Annotated in this window: 19 protein-coding genes and 5 tRNA genes; 13 read left to right on the top strand and 11 right to left on the bottom strand. The window is 59.9% G+C overall.

Annotated elements, in window-relative coordinates:
* The first annotated feature begins 63 nt into the window (after positions 1-63).
* A complete protein-coding gene (rlmKL, locus tag DOM58_RS05820; protein WP_110692139.1) occupies positions 64-2,256 on the top strand; it encodes a bifunctional 23S rRNA (guanine(2069)-N(7))-methyltransferase RlmK/23S rRNA (guanine(2445)-N(2))-methyltransferase RlmL in 2,193 nt (730 codons plus the stop codon).
* 60 nt (positions 2,257-2,316) lie between these two features.
* Here the strand turns inward: rlmKL and DOM58_RS05815 are convergent, their stop codons facing one another.
* Entirely contained in the window at positions 2,317-2,592 is a 276-nt protein-coding gene (locus tag DOM58_RS05815) for a WGR domain-containing protein (protein ID WP_075562624.1), read from the bottom strand.
* Between the two features lie 249 nt (positions 2,593-2,841).
* Here DOM58_RS05815 and pdxB point away from each other — a divergent pair, with 249 nt between their 5' ends.
* On the top strand, positions 2,842-3,993 hold the full coding sequence (gene pdxB, locus DOM58_RS05810; RefSeq protein ID WP_110692138.1) for a 4-phosphoerythronate dehydrogenase PdxB: 1,152 nt from the start codon (positions 2,842-2,844) through the stop codon (positions 3,991-3,993).
* Between the two features lie 47 nt (positions 3,994-4,040).
* On the opposite strand, the gene DOM58_RS05805 is transcribed toward pdxB, so the two are convergent.
* From DOM58_RS05805 to msrB, 10 genes are all read right to left on the bottom strand, one after another.
* A complete protein-coding gene (locus DOM58_RS05805; RefSeq protein ID WP_110692137.1) occupies positions 4,041-4,808 on the bottom strand; it encodes a siderophore-interacting protein in 768 nt (255 codons plus the stop codon).
* Positions 4,809-4,820: 12 nt separating this feature from the next.
* On the bottom strand, positions 4,821-5,243 hold the full coding sequence (locus DOM58_RS05800) for a MarR family winged helix-turn-helix transcriptional regulator (RefSeq protein ID WP_110692136.1): 423 nt from the start codon (positions 5,241-5,243) through the stop codon (positions 4,821-4,823).
* A 154-nt stretch (positions 5,244-5,397) separates the two neighbouring features.
* Positions 5,398-6,153, bottom strand: a complete 756-nt coding sequence (locus DOM58_RS05795) for an anti-sigma factor (protein WP_245392171.1) — start codon at positions 6,151-6,153, stop codon at positions 5,398-5,400.
* Positions 6,150-6,728, bottom strand: a complete 579-nt coding sequence (locus DOM58_RS05790; RefSeq protein WP_075562534.1) for a sigma-70 family RNA polymerase sigma factor — start codon at positions 6,726-6,728, stop codon at positions 6,150-6,152. The genes DOM58_RS05795 and DOM58_RS05790 overlap by 4 nt, the downstream gene beginning before the upstream one ends.
* Positions 6,729-6,925: 197 nt before the next feature.
* A complete protein-coding gene (locus DOM58_RS05785) occupies positions 6,926-7,447 on the bottom strand; it encodes a DUF3455 domain-containing protein (RefSeq protein ID WP_075562533.1) in 522 nt (173 codons plus the stop codon).
* Between the two features lie 245 nt (positions 7,448-7,692).
* A complete protein-coding gene (gene htpX, locus DOM58_RS05780) occupies positions 7,693-8,595 on the bottom strand; it encodes a protease HtpX (RefSeq protein WP_110692135.1) in 903 nt (300 codons plus the stop codon).
* A gap of 246 nt (positions 8,596-8,841) precedes the next feature.
* Positions 8,842-10,068, bottom strand: coding sequence for a pyridoxal phosphate-dependent aminotransferase (locus DOM58_RS05775; protein WP_110692134.1), 1,227 nt, complete (start codon positions 10,066-10,068; stop codon positions 8,842-8,844).
* A gap of 165 nt (positions 10,069-10,233) precedes the next feature.
* Positions 10,234-11,178, bottom strand: a complete 945-nt coding sequence (gene ylqF, locus DOM58_RS05770) for a ribosome biogenesis GTPase YlqF (protein WP_110692133.1) — start codon at positions 11,176-11,178, stop codon at positions 10,234-10,236.
* A gap of 331 nt (positions 11,179-11,509) precedes the next feature.
* Positions 11,510-11,650, bottom strand: coding sequence for a hypothetical protein (locus DOM58_RS17570; RefSeq protein WP_168170656.1), 141 nt, complete (start codon positions 11,648-11,650; stop codon positions 11,510-11,512).
* Positions 11,651-11,759: 109 nt separating this feature from the next.
* Positions 11,760-12,158: a peptide-methionine (R)-S-oxide reductase MsrB gene (gene msrB / locus DOM58_RS05765; RefSeq protein ID WP_075562529.1), complete on the bottom strand. Its 399-nt coding sequence runs from the start codon at positions 12,156-12,158 to the stop codon at positions 11,760-11,762.
* Positions 12,159-12,343: 185 nt separating this feature from the next.
* Between msrB and DOM58_RS05760 the strand changes: the two genes are divergently transcribed.
* The 11 genes from DOM58_RS05760 to DOM58_RS05710 all read left to right on the top strand — a co-directional run bounded on the left by DOM58_RS05760 (position 12,344) and on the right by DOM58_RS05710 (position 19,324).
* Positions 12,344-12,419 (top strand) — tRNA-Glu (locus DOM58_RS05760).
* 36 nt (positions 12,420-12,455) lie between these two features.
* Positions 12,456-12,530 (top strand) — tRNA-Gly (locus DOM58_RS05755).
* Between the two features lie 190 nt (positions 12,531-12,720).
* Positions 12,721-12,796: transfer RNA gene (locus DOM58_RS05750), tRNA-Glu, on the top strand.
* 53 nt (positions 12,797-12,849) lie between these two features.
* Positions 12,850-12,924 (top strand) — tRNA-Gly (locus DOM58_RS05745).
* A 335-nt stretch (positions 12,925-13,259) separates the two neighbouring features.
* Positions 13,260-14,243 carry an ABC transporter ATP-binding protein gene (locus tag DOM58_RS05740; RefSeq protein WP_075562528.1) on the top strand — a complete coding sequence of 328 codons (984 nt, stop codon included), beginning with the start codon at positions 13,260-13,262 and terminating at the stop codon, positions 14,241-14,243.
* Complete coding sequence (locus tag DOM58_RS05735) at positions 14,240-15,013, top strand: ABC transporter permease (protein ID WP_075562527.1); 774 nt, start codon at positions 14,240-14,242, stop codon at positions 15,011-15,013. Before DOM58_RS05740 ends, DOM58_RS05735 begins: the two co-directional genes overlap by 4 nt.
* Positions 15,010-15,849 (top strand): NADPH-dependent 7-cyano-7-deazaguanine reductase QueF, encoded by an 840-nt coding sequence (queF, locus tag DOM58_RS05730; protein WP_110692132.1) that lies wholly within the window; start codon positions 15,010-15,012, stop codon positions 15,847-15,849. Before DOM58_RS05735 ends, queF begins: the two co-directional genes overlap by 4 nt.
* A 133-nt stretch (positions 15,850-15,982) precedes the next feature.
* Entirely contained in the window at positions 15,983-16,543 is a 561-nt protein-coding gene (locus DOM58_RS05725) for a nitroreductase family protein (RefSeq protein ID WP_110692131.1), read from the top strand.
* A 133-nt stretch (positions 16,544-16,676) separates the two neighbouring features.
* Positions 16,677-16,764, top strand: a tRNA-Ser gene (locus DOM58_RS05720).
* A 524-nt stretch (positions 16,765-17,288) separates the two neighbouring features.
* Positions 17,289-17,567, top strand: coding sequence for a S24 family peptidase (locus tag DOM58_RS17810; protein WP_280951119.1), 279 nt, complete (start codon positions 17,289-17,291; stop codon positions 17,565-17,567).
* Positions 17,564-19,324, top strand: a complete 1,761-nt coding sequence (locus DOM58_RS05710; RefSeq protein ID WP_110692129.1) for a hypothetical protein — start codon at positions 17,564-17,566, stop codon at positions 19,322-19,324. Before DOM58_RS17810 ends, DOM58_RS05710 begins: the two co-directional genes overlap by 4 nt.
* Positions 19,325-19,345 lie beyond the last annotated feature (21 nt).

Raw genomic sequence — 19,345 nt, 5'->3', positions numbered from 1 at the left:
AAGCCTTTTTTTTACTGCCTCCAAGGGAATATGACCGCTATACACGGGTCCGATGATGCCGCCATGAAGGACGATAACTTGCTGTTAAATCTCTACATCACCTGCCCTTGGGGTATCGAGTCCCTGCTGGCCGACGAAGTCGCGACTCTGGGAGCCGAGATACAAAAAACTACGGTCGCCGGTCTACACGCGAGCGCCGACCGGGCCACTGCCTATCGCATCTGCCTGTGGTCACGCCTGGCCAATCGGGTGATCGTGACATTGGGGCGGGAAACCGGTTGCGAGGAGCCCGCGGCGATCGTCGAAGCGGTCAGATCTCAGCCGTGGGCCAAGATGCTGAAGCCCGGGCAGACTCTGGCCGTGGATTTTCATGGTCAGTCTGCCGCCATTCGCCATACACGATTCGGCGCGCAGGTCGTCAAGGATGGCGTGGTGGAAGCGCTGCTCGCGACGGGCTGGGAGAGGCCCTCCATCGATCCGCGAGAGGCGGACGTGCGCCTTTATGCCCATCTGCACAAGGGCCAGCTGCTGGTCGGTATCGATCTGGTGGGCGCGAGCCTTCATCAGCGGGGCTACCGGCGCGATGCCGGCCACGCTCCGCTGAAGGAGAACTTGGCGGCGGCGCTGCTGGTCCGGGCCGACTGGCCGGCCCGGGCCAAACGCGGAGAGCCGTTGGTCGACCCGATGTGCGGGGCCGGTACCCTGTTGATCGAAGCGGCGATGATGGCGGCTGACATCGCTCCGCAAATGAGTCGCGAGCGTTTTGCCCTGGAGACACTGGCCGATTTCGACGCCGAAATCTGGCACACGCTACGTCGCGAGGCTCAGACGCGTGCCGATGTCGGCAGGCGTGGGGCCCGCTCGCATCTGTTCGGTCTGGACCAGAGCCCGCAGGCGATCGGTGCCGCCAAAAGCAACGCCATGCGTGCCGGCATCCCGGCGTTGATCACGCTGAATGGCGGCTCGGTGAAGTCGCTCGAGCGCCCGCAAGCGGCGGATGGCAGCGAAACCTTGCAGACGGGGCTGATCGTGACCAATCCGCCCTACGGCGAACGCCTGGGGGAGCTGCCCGAACTGGTCGCTCTCTACAGCGATCTGGGCGAACGCATGCGCCAGCAGTTCCCGGGCTGGCAATTGGCGCTGTTCACCGGCAATCCGGACCTGGGCCATCGGCTCGGGCTGCGAGCCCACAAGCAGTACGCGTTCAAGAATGGCCCGCTCGACTGCAAGCTGCTGCTGATCGACATCGACGAACGGGATCCCGCCGAAGCCGAGGAGTCGCGATCTCGGGCGGTGCCGAAAGAAGCGCCGCTGAGCGAGGGCGCGCAGATGTTCGCCAATCGGCTGCAGAAGAACCGCAAGCGGTTGAACAAGTGGCTCAAGAAGTCCGGCGAATCCTGTTACCGGCTTTACGACGCCGACATGCCGGAATACGCCTTGGCCATCGATGTCTATGGCCACCAGATCCACGTGCAGGAGTACGCTGCGCCCAAGTCGGTCGACCCGAGCAAGGCGCAGCGTCGTCTGATGGACGCGTTGAGCGCCATCCCTGTGGCGATGGACGTGCGGCCCGAGCAGATTCATTACAAGCAGCGCGAGCGTCAGAGCGGCAAGGCGCAGTATCGCAAGCAGGCCAATAGCGGCGACCGCTTCGTGGTCGAGGAGGGCGGCGCCAAACTCTGGGTCAATCTCAAGGACTATCTGGATACCGGGCTGTTCCTGGATCACCGCCCGGTGCGTCGTCTGCTCGGCGAGAAGGCCAAAGGCAAACGCTTCCTCAACCTGTTCTGCTATACCGCCACGGCCACCGTTCACGCGGCGCTGGGCGGGGCCAGCGACAGTATCAGCGTCGATCTGTCGAACACCTACCTGGAGTGGGCGCGAGACAACTTCACGCTCAACAAGCTCGATCCGAGCCGCCACCGGGTCGTGCGCGACGACTGCCTGCGCTGGCTCGAGACTGCCGGCAGCGAGTTCGACCTGATCTTCATGGATCCGCCGACGTTCTCGAACTCCAAGAAGATGGAGGGGACGCTGGATATCCAGCGCGACCACGCCCGACTGATCGAACTGGCTATGGCCCGTCTGGCGCCGGCCGGGGAGCTGATCTTCTCCAACAACCAGCAGCGTTTCCGGCTGGACGACGAAGTGGCATCACGCTATCGCGTCGAGGAGATCACCGCCCAGACCTACGATCCGGACTTCACCCGGCGTGCCAATCTGCATCACTGTTTTCGCATTCGGCACGCCGGCTAGCCGACGAATCCGACCTCCGCGGCGACGGAGGTCGCGCGAGGTCTAGTCCAGTAGCGAGGTCTAATCCAGTAGCGAGAGCTGGGCCACGGCCTGGCGGCCTTCGGGGCTGTCGTCGTCGGCCTCGAGCACCTTGCGATAGCCCCGCGCGGTCTGAATGTGGGAAAGATCGTCGACCCACATCATCGCCTGGGCGTAGCTCTCGGCGACGGCATGCTTGAGACCGCCATACTGGGTGCCGATCTGGCCCCAGGCGCGACTGTAGATCCAGTCGCCAAACATGTCCTGGTGCAGATGGACCAGAACGTAGTCATGTTCACTTTCCCAACGGACGATCACACGGTCTCCTGCTGCGTTGGCGCTCATCGCTTGTTCATCGCGAATGGCGGGCCTAATATGGCTGCGCCAAGCGTTGCGGTGCTTCGACCCCGCGGCGCAGCTGACGTCAGGCGCCATTGTAAAGCAAGCGCTGCAGAAATCGACGCCGCTTTCGAGGCCCATGACCGGCACTTGATCGGTCGTCACCATTGCCTGGGGTCGGGATTGAACGAGACAACCGTCGGGACGGAACCAATCAAGAGGAAAGTCATGCGTATCCTGGTGGATGAGAACATTCCGCTGGCGGAAGAGTTTTTTGGCGAGCTGGGCGAAGTCACTCGTCAGCCCGGCCGCGAGATGACGGCAGACAGTCTCCGCGGGCACGATGTGCTGGTGGTGCGATCGATCACACAGGTAAACGCCACCCTGCTGGAAGGCGCCGACAAGCTGAGGTTCGTCGGCACCTGTACCATCGGCACCGACCATATCGATACGAACCTGCTCGCCGAACGGGGTATCGGTTTTGCCAGCGCGCCGGGCAGCAATGCCGATTCGGTGGTCGACTATGTGCTTTCCAGTCTGTTGCTACTGGCCGAGGAAGACGGCTTCTCGCTATCCGGCAAGACGGTGGGAATCGTGGGTGCCGGTAACGTCGGCGGGCGGCTGGCGGCGCGTCTGGACAATCTCGATGTCGACTGCCTGATCTGTGATCCCCCGCGTGCCGAGGCCGAGAATCGGGAAGACTTCCTGGATCTGGATACGCTGATCGAGCGTGCCGACATCGTCTGTCTGCACACGCCGCTGGTGGCCGACGGCAAACACGCCACGCACCACCTCTTGAATCGCGACCGCATCCAGGCACTCAAATCCGGCACCGTGCTGATCAATGCCGGCCGGGGCGACTGTCTCGACGGTGTCGCGCTGCGCGAGCGGCTCGAACACGAGGTCGACCTGCGTACGGTGCTCGATGTCTGGGAGCACGAGCCGGGGATCGACGAGGCGCTGTTCGAGCTGGTCGATATCGGTACGCCGCATATCGCCGGCTACAGCGTCGACGGCAAGATGCTGGGCACCGAGATGATCTATCAGGCCGCCATGCGCCACTTCGGGTTGCCGTCACGCAAGAAACTCGGCCAGCTCAAGCCGGACCCGTGGCTGCGCAAGATCGTGCTGCACAGCTGGACGCCACCGCTGGAAGCGCTGTCGCTGTGCGCGCGGGCCTGCTACGACGTGCGCCGGGACATGCTGGCGTTCGATCGCTATCGTCGTCGACTGGGCATGGCCGCGGGGTTCGATGCCTACCGCCGCGAATACCCATCACGGCGGGAATTCCAGACGCTGCGGGTCGAGCTGAAGAAGAACAAGGGCGGCCTGCGTGACGCCATGGAAGGCTTCGGGTTCAACGTCAAACTGGGCAAATAGCCGAATCTCGCCTCGTTAAAGAGCGCCCGTGCCGACCGCCTTGGGGGCTAGGCGCTCTCGATTTCCTCTCTTTCCGCGTCCTCGCGCTTGACCACGCGGTGGCCATCTTCGCTCGCGCCCAGTTTCCAGTAGCTCGAAATATACATCTCCCGTTTGCCCACTCCGCGATCGTCGATCAGATGGCGACGTAGCTTGCGCATGGCCGAAAATTCGCAGGCGACCCAGATCCCTGGCGCGCCCGGAAGCCAGTCGAACTCGCGCAGGGCGTCGGTGAGATGGTCGCTGTCGTTGCCTGGGTGCGGATTGACCAACCAGTCGATCCGCATGCCGTCGGGCAGCCCGAACGCTTGGATGTCGGCTTCGCTGGTCACTTCGATGATCGCGCGCCCCTTGGCGTCAGGTGGCAAGCGTTCCAGATTGGCGCCGATCGCCGGTAGCGAGGTCATATCGCCGACCAGTAGATACCAGTCGGCGTTTTCCGGCAGACGTTTGGCGGGTCCCGGGCCACCGATCAGGATCGTGTCGCCGGGTTTCGCTGCAGCGGCCCAGGTGGCGGCGGGGCCACCGTCATCGTGCACCACGACGTCCACGTCGATCTCTCCGTTGCGCTGATGGCGCACGGTGTAGGTGCGCGGGACCGTCCGGGCGTTGCCCTGTTCGTCTTGTCCATCGGGAACCATTAGCTTGACGTAGGCGCTCTCCTGATCGGCGGGAAAGCCGGCCATGCCCTCGCCGCCGAACGTCAAGCGCAGCATGTGAGGGGTGACGAGTTGACGGTTCAGTACGGTGTAGGGTCTGGGGGCGGGTTTGGGCATCGAAATTCTCGTTCAATTCAGGTTGGAGATCATCAACCGCGATAGCCGCAGAAACGCATCGAGGTCTTCCTGCGTCATTCCTTCCGACAGTCTCGCGTGGGCATCCCGTTCACAACCGTCGACCTGTGCCAGCACGGATCGTCCGCGATCCGTCAGCGTCAGAAGTTGGCTGCGCCGGTCTTCGGGATGGGGCGATCTGGCGATGATGTCGGCATCGAACAGGTCCCGCAGCAGCCGGGTGATCTGGGCCTTGTCGCGCTGGGTGTACTGGGAGATGTGCTGGGCGGTGCAGGGCGCCTGACTACGAATGGCCTTGAGCGTGCGGATATGTGAAACGGTGAGGTTCAACTGCGTATCTGCATAGGCTTGGCGTAACCTGCGCCTGTAGGCATGCATGAGCTGGTGCAGGGAGTCACCCACCGACGTGTCGGTCATGTCGCAGCCTTTCGGTTGATAGTGTCAACTAATTAAGCGCGGTAAGGGCGTTGTTGTCAACTGTTCTCATTGGCTATCGACGAGTTGGTTATCGAAAGTTGGTTATCGAAAGCCCCCTGCAGCGGGCGTGCCGCTGCAGGGTTGCCGATGAGCGCTACAGTTCGACGGCACGACCGATGAACTGAATCGGGCCGGTCGGGCGATCGAGCGGGGACCCCGTGGCGTCCTCAAGCGTCAATTCGAACAGCTGGTTGTCCTCTAGTGGCGGCAGATCCTTCAACGAGAGTCGTTGGGTCTGGCCAGGCTGGACCAGGCCCAGCGAGACCGGCCCGCTCCAGTCGTCGGCCTTGGTCCAGAACTCCAGCGCCTTGCCCGGTGGCACCTCGATAGTTCCGACCGGTATCAGACTGAGCTGCTGCGATGAACTCGCCTCGACGACCCAGCCGGCCTGAGTGTGCTGGGGCGTCATCAGCACGACCATGTATCGGGGCGAGGTTTGGGCGCCCGGGCCGAAGGCCAGCATCGCGGCGAGGCCGAAAACTGCCAGCACGCTGGCGAAACTCACGCCTCGCCACAAGGTCACGTTATCCCACAGCCGTTCCCAGAGCGTATGCCCGGCGGGCGATCGATCCGGCGAGCGGGTCGAAGCCGGGGCATCCTGGTGGTCGAGACTGCGCTCGATGCGCTGCCACAGCTGGGCCGAGGGCGCTACCGGTTCCGCTAGCGCCGTGTAAGGCTGCAATCGCGATTCCCAGCGCCAGACGGCGGCCTGAAGCGCCGAGTCTTGGGATAGACGATGTTCGACCGCCTCGCGCCGTTCGGCGCTCAGCGTGCCCAGCACGTATTCGCCCGCCAGGTCGTCGGTCTCGTCCGGTCCGAGAGAAGACATTGGGTCGAGATGATCGGTCATGACAGGCACTCACGCAGCGCCGCCAGGCTTCGCTTGATCCAGGCCTTGACGGTCCCCAGGGGACGATCCAGGCGCGTGGCGATCTCCTGATGGCTGAAGCCGTCGACATAGGCGTGGAACAGACAGTTGCGGCGCTCTGGCGACAGTTGTCCGAGGCAGCGATCCAACTCGCCATGGCCGAGCCAGTCGAAATGATCCTGGGTATCCGTAGCCGCCTCCTGTGATCGCTCGGCATCGAGCCTTTCGGCCGTATCGTCATCGACGGTCACTTCTCGATGACGGGTTCTGACATGATTGAGTGCCAGATGACGCGTGACGCTGAATATCCATGTCTTGCCCGAGCCGCGTTGGGCATCGAACGTATGGGCCTTGTTCCAGATCCTGACGAACGCGTCGTGGATGATGTCTTCGGCGATACCGCGATCGCCGACGATACGGATCACCACGCCCAGCATGCGGGATCCTTCCTGCGCGTAGAGCCGCTGAAGCGCTTGGCGGTCACCATTGGCACAGGCTTCGAGTAAAACGCCATGATCGAACGTCGACTGATTGAGCGCCGCTGTGTCGTCTGTCACACGCACTATCCTTGAAGCGCACCCCGGTCGGGGCTGATGAGTCTCATACTACGCAACACGGACTCGTCATGGCGAGTCCGTGTTGACCTGTGGATGAGCGCGGAGTCATCCACTGCGTCTGCAGATCAGCTGCGTTGGCAGATCAGCCAGCATTGTCGGTCAGCTGGCATTGTCGATCAGCTGGCATTGTCTGCCGTTCAGCTGGCTTTCCAGAACAGATAGTCAGCCTGATACTCGACCACTTCCTCGGCGCCGTCGTTGTCGGCGCTGCAGGCCATGTCCGGCGCCACGCCGCCCTGAGTGTTCAGGCGCTGGACATAGCTGACACCAGTCATGTGTCCTTCACCCTCGGCCGGGTTGGCTTCCACGAGCTGGAAGGGAATATTGCCCTCGCCACCTGGCGCGGTAGCCAGCTGAGTGCCGGTGATCTTGGAGCCGTCGCTGGATTCCCAGGTGGCCGGCGGGCCGTAGTAGCTGCCGACCTGATTGCCGTCCGCGTCGTTGAGTTTGGCATCCGGTCCCTTGAACACCCATTCGTGCGCGCCGTCCTTCATTTCGCAGGCATAGGTGATCTCGCCGACGCCTACGGTTTCCATGGCGACCTTGTTGCCGTCCGGTACCTTGACGTCTGCCGGCACGTCGTTCGCATTTGCCACGAGGCTGAAGGAACCCAGCAGGGCGGCGGTCAGGGTAACGCTGGCTAGCTGTCGAGTTTTCATTGGCGTCTCTCCGAGCGTGAATAGGGCAGGACTTCATGCCCTGCGCCGGGGATACACGCGAGTCGAAGAATTGGATGCAGACGGTGGAGAAGGGAAGTTTCGCGCGGCTGACGGCGGCCCGTGGCCGAGGAAGATACCGATGAAAAAAGCCCCGCGGGATGGCGGGGCTCGAGGATGACAGGGCTTGAGAATGATGGCGCTTCGCGGATGACGGCGCGGCTGCTGGGGCAACCCCTAAGCGCGATTCACTCGCGGTAGGCGGATTCCTTCAGCGCCCGGATGCGCTCGTCCAGCGGCGGGTGGCTGGCGAACAGCTTCTCCATGACCTTGCGCGTCTGACCGGTGGTAATGGCAAATGCGGTCAGCGAGTCCGGCATCTGGTCCGGCTGGCTGGTCTCGGCTTTGAGGCGGGCCAGTGCGTTGATCATCGCGCCGCTGCCGGCATATTTGGCCCCGGCGGCATCGGCCCGATATTCGCGGAAGCGCGAGAACCACGCCACGATGATCGAGGCGACCAGGCCGAAGACGATTTCCGCGACGATTACCACCACGAAATAGCCCATGAAGCCCAGGCCGCCGCCATTGTCGCGGCCGCGCAGGAAGCTGTCGACGAGCTGCGCGACCACGCGCGCGAAGAACATCACGAAGGTGTTGAGCACGCCCTGGATCAGGGCCAGCGTGACCATGTCGCCATTGGCGACGTGGCCGATCTCGTGGGCCAGCACGGCACGGATTTCTTCCGGACGCATGCGTTCGAGCAAGCCTTGGGAGACCGCGACCAGCGCATCGTTCTTGTTCCAGCCGGTGGCGAAGGCGTTGGACTGCTGAGCCGGGAAGATCGCGACTTCCGGCATCTGGATGTTGGCCTGCTGCGCCAGTTCGCGAACGGTATCGAGCAGCCACTGCTCGGTCGAATTGCTCGGCTGTTCGATCACCTTGGCCTTGGTGCTCATCTTGGCCATCCATTTGGAGATGAACAGCGAGATCAGCGAACCGGCCATGCCGAACACGAAACAGAAGATCAACAGGCTGTTCATGTTCAGCCCGTTGGCGTTGAGATAGGGCTCGACGCCCAATAGTCGCAACGTGACGCTGGCAACGAGCACCACCGCCAGGTTGGTCGCCAGGAACAGGATGATTCGCATCATCGGTCTTTACCCTCAGTCGTGGAATAGCGCTACCGACGCTAGGCGCGTCGATTTTGGTTAGTCTGTTATTCGTTATTGTCTGATAATCAGACGGTTATGAAACGTTAGATACGACTTTCGCGAATAGGTTTCAAGAGGGCAGGTGGTAAGAGAGCAGGTTGCCAGAGGATCGGTTGCCAGAGGATCGGTTGCAAGAGGCACGGTTGCCAGAGAATCGGCGGCCGCGTCTGGGCGCGGCCGCGACAATCATTGGCGATAGCGAGACAGGAAGCGGGCGAAGCGGTCGATGGCATCACCCAGTTGATCGGCCCAGGGCAGCGTCACGATGCGCACGTGATCCGGCGTCGGCCAGTTGAACGCGGTGCCCTGGACCAGCAGGATGCGCTCCTGCAGTAGCAGATCGAGCACCATCTGGGCGTCGTCGTGAATCGGGTAGATCTCCGGGTCGAGCCGCGGGAACGCATAGAGCGCACCCTTCGGCTTGACGCAGGAGACGCCTGGAATGGCATTGAGCTTTTCATGAACCACATCGCGCTGCGCCAGCAGTCGCCCGCCGGGCAGGATCAGATCGTTGATCGACTGATAGCCACCCAACGCGGTCTGGATCGCATGCTGCGCCGGCACGTTGGCACACAGGCGCATCGAGGCCAGCATGTTGAGCCCCTGAATGAAATCCTCGGCGTTTTGCTTGCCCTGACCGCCGGAGAGAATCATCCAGCCCGAGCGGAAACCGGCACAGCGATAGCTCTTGGACAGACCGTTCATGGTCACGACCAGCTGGTCGTCCGCTGCCAGCGCGCCGGTGGAGACGTGTTCGACGCCGTCGTAGAGAATCTTGTCGTAGATTTCGTCGGAGAACACCACCAGGCCGTGCTGGCGAGCGACCGCCAGGATCTCCTTGACCACCGCCGGTGGGTAGACCGCCCCGGTGGGATTGTTGGGGTTGATCAGCACGATCGCGCGGGTGCGGGTGGTGATCTTGTCGCGGATATCGGCGATGTCCGGCGACCAGTCGGCGGCCTCGTCGCACAGGTAGTGCACGGGATGGCCGCCGGACAGGTTCGCCGCCGCCGTCCACAGCGGATAGTCCGGCGCCGGAATCAGAACTTCGTCACCGTCGTTCAGCAGCGCCTGCATCGCCATCACGATCAGCTCGGAAACGCCGTTGCCGACGAACACGTCCTCGACGCCGACGCCGGGAATGCCTTTGCGCTGGCACTCCTGCATGATCGCCTTGCGCGCCGAGTAGAGCCCCTTGGAATCGCAGTAACCCTGGGCCGTCGGCAGGTTGCGCATCACATCCTGAAGAATCTCTTCCGGCGCCTCGAAACCGAACGGCGCCGGGTTGCCGATATTCAGCTTGAGGATGCGATGACCTTCGTCCTCGAGCCGTTTGGCGTGATCGAGAACGGGCCCGCGAATGTCGTAGCAGACGTTGTCGAGCTTGTGCGATTTGCGGATGGGGCTGTTCATTGGGATTCCGTATGCGGCACAGCCTAAAGAGTCAGGCGGGTGGCAAAGAGTAGGACGATGGCGAATTCTCGGCGGGCTGCGTCGCCGATATCCCAGCATACCGCCGCGCGGGCGCGGCGCAAGGGGCAGAAAAGCCTCGATTTTCCGCCCATCTGTACGGCGGGATCAGCTTTCGGATTCTGCCTCGGTTTCCTCCACCGGCTCGGGAATATCCTCGGGCAGCTCCAGCGTCACGCGTCCCAGTTTGCCGTCACGCAGTTCATGTAGCAGCACTTCGGCGCCGCGGTGCAGGTTGATCACGCCGCCGGCCCTCAGCCCGCCGCGCTTGCGGGCGATCTCGTTCATGATCGCGTGGCCGTCGAAGCCGGCCCTGGCTTGAAAATCGACCAGTTTGGGACCGTCGGCGTCAACGCTGTCGATCTCCGTGGGCGCGACATAGACCGGGAGTTCGCCGAGCTTGTAGCGCTCGCGCAAGGCGTCGGGGTAACGCTTGGCCAGCTCGGCGGCACAGACGATGGCGACGTCAACGTACTCGATTGCGGTATCGCGAATCGCGCCGCTGGCCGCGAGCCGATAGGCACTGGCCTGATTCTCGATCTTCGGCCACAGCACGCCCGGCGTATCGATCAGCGCTACGCGGCCGTCGATGCGAATTCTCTGCTGGCGCTTGGTCACCGCAGGCTCGTTGCCGGTCTTGGCGATCTTGCGCCCGGCCAAGCCGTTGATCAGCGTCGATTTGCCCACGTTGGGAATGCCCATCACCATCACGCGGACATCGCGATCGGCGCGAACCTGGCCAGCGAGTTCGTGACACAGGGCAGGAATGGGCTTGAGTTCGCGGGCCTGGGTGGTGGTGACGGCAATCGCTCGGCTGTCCGGCTGGGCATCGAAAAAGTCAATCCAGCGCTGCGTTGCGACGGGATCGGCCAGATCGGCACGCGAGAGGATCTTCAACACCGGCTTGTGTTCGGTCAGATCGGCCAGCATCGGGTTGCCGCTGGAGTAGGGGAGCCGGGCGTCGAGAACCTCGATCACCACGTCGATTTCCGGCAGCGCCTCGGTAATCTGGCGCCGCGCCTTGTTCATGTGTCCGGGATACCAGCCGAGCATGTCTTTCTCCTGCCTATCTCTTTGCCTGCGTCATCGGGGCCTGCGTCGCGCCTGTCTAGTCGTGCCAGCATCGCGCCTGTCGAACGTTCCCGACGGAAAAGCGGGCGCCTATTCTACCAGCAAGTTCGCGTGGTTTGCTGGCCGCCGCGTTCCGGGTGTCGTCTGAGGTCTATCGATCCCGGGTGGGAATCGCCCATATCGGCGGAGGAATAACGGCGGAGGGATAACGGCAGAAGAGAGAGCATCGCAAACTGCGTCCATCAGCAATGCACCCCGATCNNGGGGTGCATTGAGACGGGCCAGAGGTAGAGCGGGTCTATGACCAGGCGGGTCAGCGTTTCGGCCCGCGCTCCGGCGTGCTTTTACGGTTCTGATACTTGCCGTGCAGATCCCGCGCCGTCCGCTTGGCCTTCTCCCGGTTCTCGGGCTTACGCAGCCAGTTGGCGATGGCCCCGAATAGCAGCTTCTTCATACCGTTTTCCTCGATGGCGATGAGCTAGTTACTGTATGGGTGCGAATCGCCGACGTGTCAACGTGTTCGCCGCCCGAGCCTTGTCCCCGGCATCGAGAGTCGGCACCGCTCATTCGCCGGCGTGGAACGTCATCGCCACCGAGTTGATGCAGTAGCGTTGCCCGGTGGTTTCCGCCGGTCCATCCGGAAACACGTGCCCGAGGTGGGCGTCGCAGCGGCGGCAGGTCACTTCGATCCGGCGCATGCCGTGGCTGTCGTCGTGGTGCTCCTCGACCGATGCCGCCGCCAGGGGCCGGTCGAAACTCGGCCAGCCACAGTGCGCTTCGAACTTGTGCTCGTTCTCGAACAGCGGCGCGCCACAGCAGACACAGTGGTAGATCCCCTGGACCGGCTCGACCTGATAGTCGCCGGTGAATGGCCGCTCGGTGCCTTTCTCGCGAGTGACGTGGTACTGCTCGGGGGTCAGCTTCTCGCGCCACTCGGCCTCGGTCTTTTCCACCTTGCTCATGTTCGCTCTCCTCATGTTGCCGCATTGATACTTTCGACTTCAGCTCATGTCCTGCATTACAGGCCATTTGCCGGCCGCTGACCAGCCTTGATTAGGTCGAGGTGAAAATCGGTTAAATCAATTGCTTGACACCCCAAAACGGCCTCAGTAACATACGCGCCACTTCGACGGAGCCGAGACATTACGTCCCATTCGTCTAGTGGTCCAGGACACCGCCCTTTCACGGCGGTAACAGGGGTTCGAACCCCCTATGGGACGCCACTCGGTTTTGCGAAGTGTGCAGGAGAAGGTTTCGGTGCGGGAATAGCTCAGTGGTAGAGCATCGCCTTGCCAAGGCGAGGGTCGGGAGTTCGAATCTCCTTTCCCGCTCCAAATTTAGGTAGCGTTAGATAGGCAGCATGGGTCGTGAGCCGGAACGCCGGTCCGATCGATCTCCTTTCCCGCTCCAAATTTAGGTAGTATCGGAACGGTAGGTGTAGGTCGGGAGCTGGAACGCCAGCCCGGTCGATCTCCTTTCCCGCTCCAACTTTTGCGGTACCGGAACAGCTTGCTGCTCCATTGCGTCCCATTCGTCTAGTGGTCCAGGACACCGCCCTTTCACGGCGGTAACAGGGGTTCGAACCCCCTATGGGACGCCACTTTCATGATCGCCAGGTCATGTCGTCGTCGCTATCAGCGTCGGCAACGATAAGCGGGAATAGCTCAGTGGTAGAGCATCGCCTTGCCAAGGCGAGGGTCGGGAGTTCGAATCTCCTTTCCCGCTCCAATCGTGAAACTCCAGAAACCTCGATTTCCGTCAGCATCGTGACAGCCAGCCTGTTTCCTGACCCTCTCTGCTCCGGATTTGTCTGACTCACCTGCCAGTAATACCAGTGAGCGCGCTTATTGGCGGTAACCGGTGGCCTGGATCTTCAGCAACGCGTCTCGCCCTCTTTATTCGTCACACCCGGTAGCATCGGCAGCCAGGTCGTTCGACTGTCATCACGAATCATTCATTCGTCTGCTAAAGATTGAACCTCGTGGAATTGCCCCCATATTCACGGCACTACGTTTAAGCTGATTTCATCACTCTCGATTTCTCAAACATGACAGGAATCCCTGATGGCAGAACCTGCACTGTCCATCCGCGGGCTGACCAAAGTCTACGGTAATGGTTTCGAGGCCCTGAAAGGCATCGATCTCGATGTTCCCCAGGGCGATTTTTTTGCGCTGCTCGGTCCCAATGGGGCGGGTAAATCCACCACGCTCGGCATCGTCTGCTCGCTGGTCCAGAAGACCGCGGGACAGGTGAGCATCTTCGGTATCGATATCGACAAGGACTTCGCCAAGGCGAAATACGCGCTCGGCGTCGTGCCCCAGGAGTTCAACTTCAGCCAGTTCGAAAAGGTCGAGGACATCGTGCTGACCCAGGCCGGCTACTATGGCATGCCGTTGAAGGAAGCCAAGCCGCGCTGCGAGCGCCTGCTCAAGGATCTCGGCCTGTGGGACAAGCGCAACGGCGCCGCCCGCATGCTTTCCGGCGGTATGAAACGCCGCCTGATGATCGCCCGGGCCTTGATTCACCGGCCGCGGCTGCTGATTCTCGACGAACCCACCGCCGGTGTGGATATCGAACTGCGCCGCAGCATGTGGGAGTACATGCGCCGGATCAACGAGGAAGAAGGCACCTCGATCATCCTGACGACCCACTACCTCGAGGAAGCCGAGAGCCTGTGCCGCAACATCGCGATCATCAATCACGGCGAGATCATCAAGAACACCTCGATGCGGGGTTTGCTCACCGAGCTGGATACCGAGACATTTCTGCTCGATCTGGCCGAGCCGCTCGAAACGACCCCGGTGATCGAAGGCTTCGAGATCGAACGTGTCGACTCGCATCAAGTGGCGCTGTCCGTACGCAAGGGCACCAATCTCAACGATGCCTTCCAGCAGCTGACCGAGCAGGGCGTCCGCGTGCTCTCGATGCGTAATCGCGCCAATCGTCTGGAAGAGCTGTTCGTCTCGATGACTTCGCAGCCGGAAACCTCGAAGGGCATCGACAGTGAATCCGCGCAATCCACGCAGGCCAAGGAGACGGCGTCTTGAATACCCGGCAACTGCTGATTTCTCTCTGGACCATGGTGGTCAAGGAAGTACGCCGCTTCGTGCGCATCTGGCCGCAGACGCTGGTACCGCCGTCGATCACCATGACGATGTACTTCATCATCTTCGGCAATCTGATCGGCTCGCGCGTGGGCGAGATGCACGGCATCTCGTATATGTCCTATATCGTGCCCGGCCTGATCATGATGTCGGTGATCACCAACAGCTACTCCAACGTGGCCTCGTCGTTCTTCTCCAACAAGTTTCAGCGCAGCGTGGAAGAGATGATGGTCTCGCCGATGCCCAACTGGGTCATCTTGGCGGGCTTCGTCATCGGTGGCGCGGCACGTGGCCTCGGCGTTGGCCTGATCGTCACGATCGTGTCGTTCTTCTTCACCGACCTGAATCTGCATCACCCGCTCGTGACCCTGGCCGTCGTGATCATGACCGCGATGCTGTTCTCGATCGGTGGCTTCATCAACGCGTTGCTGGCCAAGAAGTTCGATGATATCTCGATCATCCCGATCTTCGTGCTGACCCCGCTGACCTATCTTGGCGGCGTGTTCTACTCGATCGATCTGCTGCCGCAGTTCTGGCAGAACGTGACGATGATCAACCCGATCCTCTATATGGTGAACGCCTTCCGCTACGGTATTCTCGGAATTTCCGACATCCCCGTGGGCGGGGCGCTGATCGCCATTGCCGCGTTCATCGTCGTGCTCTGGAGCCTGGCGCTGTGGATGCTCAATCGCGGCAAGGGAATTCGTTCATGACTCAGGAACGCCCGCACACGCTGACCGATGCGCCCCTCGGGCGGGAGTCCGCTTACCCCGAGCGCTACGACGCCTCGCTGCTGTTCCCCATCGAGCGGGCGGCCAACCGCGCGCCGCTGGGGATCGACTCGACATCGCTACCGTTCGTCGGGGGCGACGAGTGGTGGGCGTTCGAGCTCTCCTGGCTGGATCTGCGGGGCAAGCCGGTGGTCGCCGTGGCGCGATTCCGGTTGCCGGCGGATTCGCCGCAGCTGATCGAATCCAAGTCGTGGAAGCTCTATCTCAACAGCTTCAATCAGACGACGTTCGCCGATCGCGAGGCGGTGGTCGAGTTTCTGCGGCGGGATCTGAGCGCGGCGGCCGGCGCACCGGTTACGGTGGAGTTCTACGGCGCCGATGATGCCGAACTGGCCCCCCAACCGATGCCGGGCGACTGTCTCGACGACATCGAAGTCGATATCGATCGCTACACGCCTTCGCCGGATCTGCTCGCCAGCGACGAGAGCGATATCGTCGAGGAGACACTGCATTCACACCTGCTCAAATCCAACTGCCCGGTTACCGGCCAGCCGGACTGGGGCAGCGTGATGATCGCCTACCGCGGCCCGCGACTCGATCGTGCCGCCTTGCTGCGTTACGTGATCTCCTATCGTCAGCATCAGGATTTCCACGAGCACTGTGTCGAACATATCTTCGTGGATCTGATGGCGCGCTGCCGTCCGCAAGAGCTGCTGGTGATGGCGCGCTACGTCCGCCGTGGCGGGCTGGATATCAATCCCTGGCGCGCCACGCCTGGCTGGACACCCGCGCTGCCGGCACGGCTGCTGCGGCAGTAACGCTTTTGACGTAGAGTCGGGCGATCTGCAATCGCATCCGATATCCTGCTCAACACTTGGTCAAGAGCATTCGGTCAAGAGCATTCCTTTAAGAACATTCGTTCAACCACGTGCCTGGATGGAGAAGCCGAACATGGACGCTCTGGAACTACTGCATCAGCGCCGTTCGATGGGCAAGCTGGCCGGCCCTGCACCGACCGCCGAACAGCTCGACGCCCTTTATCGTGCCGCGCTGCGGGCGCCGGACCACAAGGAAATGACGCCCTATCGATTCATCGAGATCAGCGGGGAAGGGCTCGATCGACTAGGGGAGCTTTTCGCCCAGTCCGATTATCAGGCCAACCCGCATATCGATGAAGGCAACCTCGACGCTGCGCGCAAGAAGCCCAAACGCGCACCGATGATCATTGCCGTGATCGCCAATGTCACGCCGGGCCTGCCCAAGGTGCCGCCGGTCGAGCAGATCATTTCGGCCGGCTGCGCGGCCCACGCCATGCTCTACGCCGCCTATGCCCAAGGCCTCGGCGCCATGTGGCGCACCGGTACCTATGCACATGACAAGACGGTTTGGCGCGGTCTCGGTCTCGGCGATCAGGAAGAGCTGATCGGCTACCTCTACCTGGGGCAGCCGGGTGGTCGTTATCCTGGCATGCAGATACGCAACCCGGATGACTACGTCGAGCGATGGACCTGACGCCTCGGTGGTGCCCATAGACGTAAAAGGGCGACGGTAAAGAGAAAATGGCTTGCGATCACAGGCTTAGCTCGTTACTATGTGCGCCGTTCTGAACGGTGCGGCACAGCCGAAACGGTCGGGATGACAATGCGGAGGGGTGTCCGAGTGGTCGAAGGAGCACGCCTGGAAAGTGTGTAAGTCGCAAGGCTTCGAGGGTTCGAATCCCTCCCCCTCCGCCACGAATTCTGAATCAGCCGGCTCGAGTAGCCGGCTTTTTCATGTCCGGAATAAAGCGCGAGGCGGGGAGGTGATGAGAACCCTCCGGTTCGCACCGAGGCGCTCGCGGTTTGGGTGTTCGAGCGCCGACAAGCGTCAGCAATCCCTCCGCTGTTGTTTTTACCCCCGCCACGAATTGAAAAGAACCGGCTTTCAATAGCCGGTTTTTTTATGCCTGGAATTTGGCGTCAGAAGGGGGAGGAGATGAGAACCCTCCGGTTCGCACCGAGGCGCTCGCGGTTTCGCTTTTCGAGCGCCAGCCATTCTCCCGCTGCTGTTTTTACCCCCGGCCACCGAGCTGGAGTCAGCGCTGTTCCTGAACCGCTAGGAACACGATTTGATGTGATCGACGATCGTACTCTGTAGATTCCGATCCAAGTGTGACATCGTGTTTCCGTCGATATTCTCGCATGCCATTATGGTTAGCGAAGCGTTGCGGCCGCCAAGCTAGGTACGGCCGTTTCATGGGCTTTGAGCAGATTGTGGCTTGGTTCATACAAGATTCCATGGGCGACACGATCCGCGACCATTAGCAGGTGTTGGTCAACCGCGCCAGCGCACACTGGACGGTGTTTTCCTGCTCCGTATGGGCGATGAGCTACGACTAAAGCGCGTGCAGCGTGTGGCCGGCGGGGCGTGGATACTGATCAGTGATAATTCGGCTTACGAGCGGGAGCTGATCAAGCCGGAGGATCTCGGCGGGGTGGAGATCATCGGGCAGGCATGGCGGAAAGTGGGCAGGGTTTTAGACGTCGAGGGCGCATGAACTACCAAGGTTACAAAAGGATAGTCAATAGGTTTCTATCGAATGATAGTCAGCAAGTATTGCTGATTCGCGGAGAATGGGGAGCTGGGAAAACTTTTTTATGGGAAGATGTCGCTGCAGAAAATTTAGGAGACTTAAGCTCGGGGTTTGATAAATATTGCTACATATCTTTATTTGGTGTCGGGAGTTTAGAAGACCTCAAGCAGAAGCTTTCGCACAGTCGGATTCTGAATGCTAATCGCTGTCATCGCCAAGTAAAGGCATTGGACCTATTTTCGCCTCAGGGTTTTTTTCCGTCCATTATTGTAGCGTGGCGATTCTTGAGCGTTGGATTTTTCAAGCTGTTCAGGTTCCTCGATACCCTGCCTTTTGTTCACTATTTTTCACGTTTTTTTCACGTTCTTGGTTTCAGTCAGTTACAGGGATATATCGTTTGTATTGACGATTTGGAAAGGAAAAGCAGCAGCCTTTCTTCAGAAACAGTTCTGGGGCTCGTTGATTATTTAAGTCAAATGCAAGATTGCAAAATTGTGCTTATCGCCGGACGCCAGCTTGAGATTGAAGATTACTATAGAAAGGGGCTTGAAAAAGTCGTCGATGCTGAAGTGAATTTCACTATCGGTTGCGCCGAATATTTGGAAAATATTGTTTCCAAAGAGCTTGCCAGCGATGAGTTTAATACTTTGAGGGAAGCAATCACGTCTCTCGGTATAACAAACATACGAACAATCAGAAAGATAGTGGATTCTTATAATTTTTATATTCGCAGTAGTGATTATAAAGATCATTTTATTGAGTTAATTAGCGCATTGACGCTCTGGGCATGGATTCGCTTTGAACCAGACTCACTCGATGAAGAATTCATTTCCGATTCGTTGTATTCGGTATTTTTGCCCGATTCCGAGCTTTCAGACGAAGTTAAAGAACAAAGTGAAAAGATTTTCTCTCTCCCTGCTTTTCAACATGGTAGTGTCCATTCATGTTTTGCAAAAGATCTCATCTATAGTGGTTACTTAGATTCAGAGAAGATGCAAGACTACGTTGCGAACTTAGCCTCAGGTGGAGAGAATAGAGAGAGCGCATATTATAAGGCTGCATTGGATAAGATCAGAATGGGCGCCGGGGACGATACCAATGAAGTAATTGCTTTGCTGAAAAGCGCTCTCAGTAAGCCTCAGGAATTGACGTTGCGAACGTTAAGTAACATCGTTGAGTTCCTACTTGCGTTAGGCGTTAACCCAGCAATCTCTCCTCATGTGGACAAGGTTATAGATCACAGCCTCGAAATTATCGAAGCAATGGCATTTCCTTCAAGTGCTACTGTCGATATAGATATAGTTCTTAACGATTTGAATGCGGAAATTCGTAGGCGATTGCAAACTAGAGTTGATATGTTTCTCAGCCAAAAAGAGCCCATAGATATTTTTTCGCATTTGTTAACTACGCAAGGCTCTGTTAGCCTTTATGCTGCTAAAGCACTCAGTAATATTTCTAGTCATGAACTAGTTCCTTGGTTGGCAAAAACTGCTGGTACTTCCCTTTCTTCACTTCACACCAGAACATTACGGCTTGCGCGGGAACTGCAGCATGTATTACAGGGTGAAAATGGAGCCAGGCTCGTGGCACGAGTTGAGCTTTCCTGGCTTAAATTGTGCGATATCAAGATAAATCAAGTGCGAATAGGAGAAGCTAAATGCGAAGAGCTAAATGTAAGGCGAAGAAATATCGTTGAGCTTGCTGACGAGGAATGCGATTAGTTCACTAAGCTCGGATTTCTG

The organism is Salinicola halophyticus, assembly GCF_003206695.1.
Classification (GTDB): domain Bacteria; phylum Pseudomonadota; class Gammaproteobacteria; order Pseudomonadales; family Halomonadaceae; genus Salinicola; species Salinicola halophyticus.
Note: the sequence above shows the minus strand (reverse complement) of the source record. Positions and strands in the feature narration are given on the sequence as shown.